General features: G+C 61.0%; 5 protein-coding genes. All 5 read right to left on the minus strand.

Annotation, left to right across the window (positions count from 1 at the left end; translation table 11 throughout):
* Positions 1–142: 142 nt before the first annotated feature.
* The 5 genes from ACH2EI_RS15320 to ACH2EI_RS15340 are packed head-to-tail and all read right to left on the minus strand — an operon-like array spanning position 143 to position 4,320.
* Entirely contained in the window at positions 143–1,423 is a 1,281-nt protein-coding gene (locus ACH2EI_RS15320) for an NUDIX hydrolase (protein ID WP_395160653.1), read from the minus strand.
* Positions 1,424–1,432: 9 nt separating this feature from the next.
* Positions 1,433–3,370 carry a hypothetical protein gene (locus ACH2EI_RS15325; protein ID WP_395160655.1) on the minus strand — a complete coding sequence of 646 codons (1,938 nt, stop codon included), beginning with the start codon at positions 3,368–3,370 and terminating at the stop codon, positions 1,433–1,435.
* A gap of 35 nt (positions 3,371–3,405) precedes the next feature.
* A complete protein-coding gene (locus ACH2EI_RS15330) occupies positions 3,406–3,651 on the minus strand; it encodes a hypothetical protein (protein WP_395160657.1) in 246 nt (81 codons plus the stop codon).
* 31 nt (positions 3,652–3,682) lie between these two features.
* Positions 3,683–4,009 carry a hypothetical protein gene (locus tag ACH2EI_RS15335; protein ID WP_395160659.1) on the minus strand — a complete coding sequence of 109 codons (327 nt, stop codon included), beginning with the start codon at positions 4,007–4,009 and terminating at the stop codon, positions 3,683–3,685.
* Positions 4,006–4,320 carry a hypothetical protein gene (locus ACH2EI_RS15340; protein WP_395160661.1) on the minus strand — a complete coding sequence of 105 codons (315 nt, stop codon included), beginning with the start codon at positions 4,318–4,320 and terminating at the stop codon, positions 4,006–4,008. Before ACH2EI_RS15340 ends, ACH2EI_RS15335 begins: the two co-directional genes overlap by 4 nt.
* Positions 4,321–4,560 lie beyond the last annotated feature (240 nt).

Consider the following 4,560-nt stretch of genomic DNA (forward strand, 5'->3'; position numbering starts at 1 on the left):
GCGGCGGTCAGCGTGGAGAACCGCTTGCCGCCCACCATGTATCGGACCGACGAAGTCCCGGTGCGTGGAGCGGCAGTCCGGTCGATCAAGGTCGTCTGTGCCCGTCTGCTCTGGCCGCACTTAGCGCAAGGTAACCGGGCCATCAGCCGTAGATCCTTTCACGAATTGAAGCTGCCAGTTGGAGTCGGCTGCGGCCGATCGAAGAAGCGATCCGGTCGGCCGCCGAAGCGAGCACGGCACCCATGTCTTCTGTGTATTCTTCCTTCACCGGCGCTTCCGTCATTTCGTGCCAGACTGCTTCGACGTCGAAGTCTGCGCATTCCGGCCTGCCGATCTTCGGCACGACGTCCGGCTCGAACCATCCGATCCCTATGGTTTCGGTCGGGTCGAACACGGCGTTGGCGACCCAGCCTTCGTTTGGTACGTCGAACAGAATTGACATGTGCGCCCCGTGAGGCCATTCGCCGACCTTCCGCCAATGCTCCGGTAGGACCAGGCCAGTCTCTTCGTTGAGTTCGCGGAGTGCGCCGATCTCGGCGTCTTCGCCTTCGTCGAGGCCGCCGCCGGGGAACTCCCATTTGCCTTTCGTTGCTTCGTCGTCGCCGTGGAACCATGAACGTTGCGTCATCAGTACCCGACCGGTGTCGAGTGCACGAACAACGACACCGGCATACGACACGGAGCGTGGCATGTCGATCGCTGCGCACAGTGTGCCCCATCCCGAAGTGCCGCCCGGAGTGGACGCAGACGCAGAAATCGGTGTGGGCTGCTCATAGAGCGCCGCTTTGCGACGGAACCCGGGAGTGTTGACGGCCGAGAAAGCTACCAGTTCAAGGTTGCTTAGCCATTCCCGCCAGTCGCCGGAGAACCCGGACGCCATCGCCCGCCGCACTTCCGCGGCAGTCGTATCAGGGCGGATTGCACCGTTGATCCAGATGCCGTGTCGGCCGTCGCCGATCGCGACGTCGGCGACAGCGGAGTCGGTGTCGTCGTAAAACTTTTGGGCCCGCTCGCGGCTCACCCCGGCCGATGCGTGACCGCCGCGCAGTGTGATCGGGCCGGTGCGGATCACAGCGCCCGACGCCGTGGTGATCTGACCGACCTTGAACAGTTTGTAGTCGGTCATTGACCGGGGCGGCGTCACACACTCGTCGGGGTACGACAGGTGGCAGTCGTTCCAGGAGGCTGCCGGGAAGCCGTGTATGTGGCCGTTCGGTTCGACCACCACGTCGTACGGCTCGGCGTCGTGGAGTGAAGCGAACCATTCGTCCGGCGGGAATGCCGGGATCTCGATCATGTTGTTGACGATCCCCTCGAACGCGTCCTGGTCTACGGCGTCCTGGTCTACGTCCTGGTCTACGGCGAGCGCAGCGATCATCGAACGTCGCAACTTGGATCTCAGTGCCTCATCCTTGGTGCTCATACCGACACCTTACGCTTTCACTAGCCAGCTAGCGAGAGCTTTGACAGTGTGGGTTTCACCACTGGTCAGCAAGCTGCGGGTGTACGCCTCGACCGAAGCGGTCAGTTCCGGGCCGTCCACGTTGAAACGTACAGCCAACTCGGCGACACGATCGAACGCCCCGGCCACCAGTGGCCCGACCTGGCTGCTCTTCGGTTTCACGATCGTATAAATCTCTGACGGCTCCATCGCAGCGACCATCACGTTGCCGCCAGGCACGCCTCGGCCAACTTCGGCGCGCATCCGGTTGCCTGCCCGTTCGAGCGCCCGGTACACGACGCCGTCCATCGAAGCGATCAACGCTTCGAACGTGGTGACGGACGCCGCCATCCCCCCACCCGCAGGGCTTTCAGCTTGAGTCTTCAACGGTGTCGGCTGCGACTGTCCGGCCTGCTCGAACTGGTCGCGGCGTGACTGGTTGCCGTCCATCGAACGGACGCCGAAGTTCTGCTGGTCAGGATTGACCGTCGACCAGTCGATGCCTTCCACCATTTCGGAGGTGATCACGTCTTTGGCGATGATCGGTAGGAGCACCGACGACAGTTCAGGGTTGCGGTCCATCGAACGCATCAAGACGCGACGCAGAAACTCGGAATGCGAAGGCTTGTCATCGAGTGTCAAGCCTGACTCTCGGCGCATAGCGTCACCGGACACTTCGAGGTTTTCGTATCCGGCGATCGCGTCGGCGGACTTGTCTGGCCGGACCAGCAGTGAAGTTGTGTCGCCGTAAACGACGAGCTTGCTGACCTCCACCGGATCATGGTCGAGTGCTTCAAGGTTGACGTGCAACCAGTTGAGGGTGATAGCGGTCGTGATGACACGGACCAGTGGCGCGATGTGGATGGTGACGCCTTCTTCGGCGACACGCCACGCAGCCCAATGTGAAGCGTCGGACATTCCAGTCACCGCTTCTGGCGGCATGTCCATGCCGAGAGCGAAACGCCTGACGGCACGGTCGGTCAGTTCGATGACCGTTTCGCTGTACTCGGTCGAGAACGTCATGTGCCGGAACGAGTCGATGTACTCGGCCGGAACTTCGATCGGCAACGGGATGACAGCAGCCGGATCATCAGGGTCTTCCGCTGCACGGCTAGCGTTGTCGATCAAGTCGTTCAAGAGGCCGTCGACGTTGGAGTATTCGACGTCGCCGTCGACGCCGTCGTCGTCTTCGTCACCGGCCGACTGGTATTCGACCTCGGACGGCGAAAACAGAATCCCGGCGCCAGACAGACGCGACTTCGAGGTGGCGTTGACGTGAGCGTCGATACCTTTCAACTGTTTCAGTACAGGAATGACGGCGCGGACCGGCGAGTCGGGGACGTCGGGGTGGCGTGGATGCCGTTTCCAGACACGCATCATCACATGGTTCGTTGCGACCGGCCTCCACGACAAGTCATCCCATTCAGGGTCGTCGTCCAAGCCTGTCTCAACCTCCCAATGGGTGCCGGTGTCGCGCACCTCGTCGTTCGATCGGGAAGACCACTTCCATCCGGTCGGTGACAGCGGATCCTCTTCAATCAGAATCCAGCCGAGTCCGGCGACAGCGATGAGGGTGGCGAGATGCTGCATCATCTCAGGGAGACGGGCGGGACCGCCACCCAACTCGGCGACCAGCCGGGAAGCGTCCTGCTCCAACGGGGAAAGCGGCCGGTCTGCTGTCTCTCGGACCGGGACAGGTTCGCTGCCGCCCGGTCCGACCCTCCCGAGCGTCAAGCTGACTCTCGACGCAGAGTTACTGATCCAGGATGCAGCGAACCGCAGTTCGCCCATCGAGTCGAAATAGTCCCAAGCCTGCTCCTGCCACGCAGCGTTCGGTGTGCGTCCGATGCGACGACCGGGAGCGACCCGTGCCGACGAAGCGACCATCATCTTAGCTCGCGGTGCCGTGCCTGAGTTCTTTCTTGCCATACGGTGAGACTAGCCGACAGCTAGCCAGCTAGTCATCAACCGGTGTTTGCTACAGCAGTGGTGAAACCGAACAGGCCGACGACTCCGAGCACGATGCCCTGGATTTGTTCATCGAGTAAGCCGACGTCGGATGCGTCGAGGATCCCTTCGAACGCAAACAGTGTCAGGCCGATCGAGTAGATCCACCAGCGGATTCCGGCTGGGATCCGCCGGAATAGGGCGAGAGGACCGGGCTCGCCTGGTGACCGGACGGGTTCTTGATTGTCGGGTGCTTGGTTCATGTCGGAATACTACAAGATGAGAAAGATCAGATCAGTCTTCGAAGCCTTCGAGCGAGTCTTCGAGGTGACGGACCCTGGCCCGTAACTCCAAGTTCTCTTTGCCCAAACCTTCGACCTTTGCAATCAGTTCGTCAATCCGGTCACGCTGATAAGCCAGCTGTTCTCGTAGTTCTTTGTTGACGCTCATCCAACTCTGGTCCCGTATCGCAATCGCTTCGGCGGTCGTCTTAGTGGCGGTCGCCTCAGACGACAAAGCTTCTGCATGAGATTTCCGTCTACCGAAAAGGTAGCCGGAAATTGTTACAAGGGCAGAGAGCAGGGCAGAGAGCAGACCGGCAACCACGATGTTAGTCATCATCGGTCACTAGCTGCATCGAGAGATGCATCGAGGAAGTTGCTGATGGTGACTAGCCAGCCAGTGACCAGGGACGCTGCGAGCGCCCCCGATCCGATCAGGACTGCCGTGCTCGGCGCATACCATCCGAGCAGAAACACGACAACACCAACCCAAACCGACATGCACCAGTCGCAGCGCATCAGGTAGGCGACACGCATCGGCATCCGCTTCTCGATAGCGGCGCGCGGCGGTTCGAGGATCGCGTCCGTCGTCAGTAGCAAGGTCACTCGGGCTGTCGCCAGGGTCAACATGATCACGGAAAGGGCTGTCACAGAAGTCAGACTAGCCGCCCCCGTACCGGAGTGTAGCGATAGCTCCTTCGACGGTGATGTTGTTCATAGGTCTCGCAGGCAGTACAGGTTTGACGTAACGCAATGAGTCGGGTCACTCAGGCCGTCATCCATTCGCTGGTCATTGCAGCGGGCGCAGAACCCGACAATCCGGTCGGCGTACCAGGTGAGTGACACTTCGCAGCGTTGACATCTGACTTTCCTCATCGGGTCGCAACCCAC

The organism is Ilumatobacter sp. (assembly GCF_041688325.1).
Classification (GTDB): domain Bacteria; phylum Actinomycetota; class Acidimicrobiia; order Acidimicrobiales; family Ilumatobacteraceae; genus Ilumatobacter_A.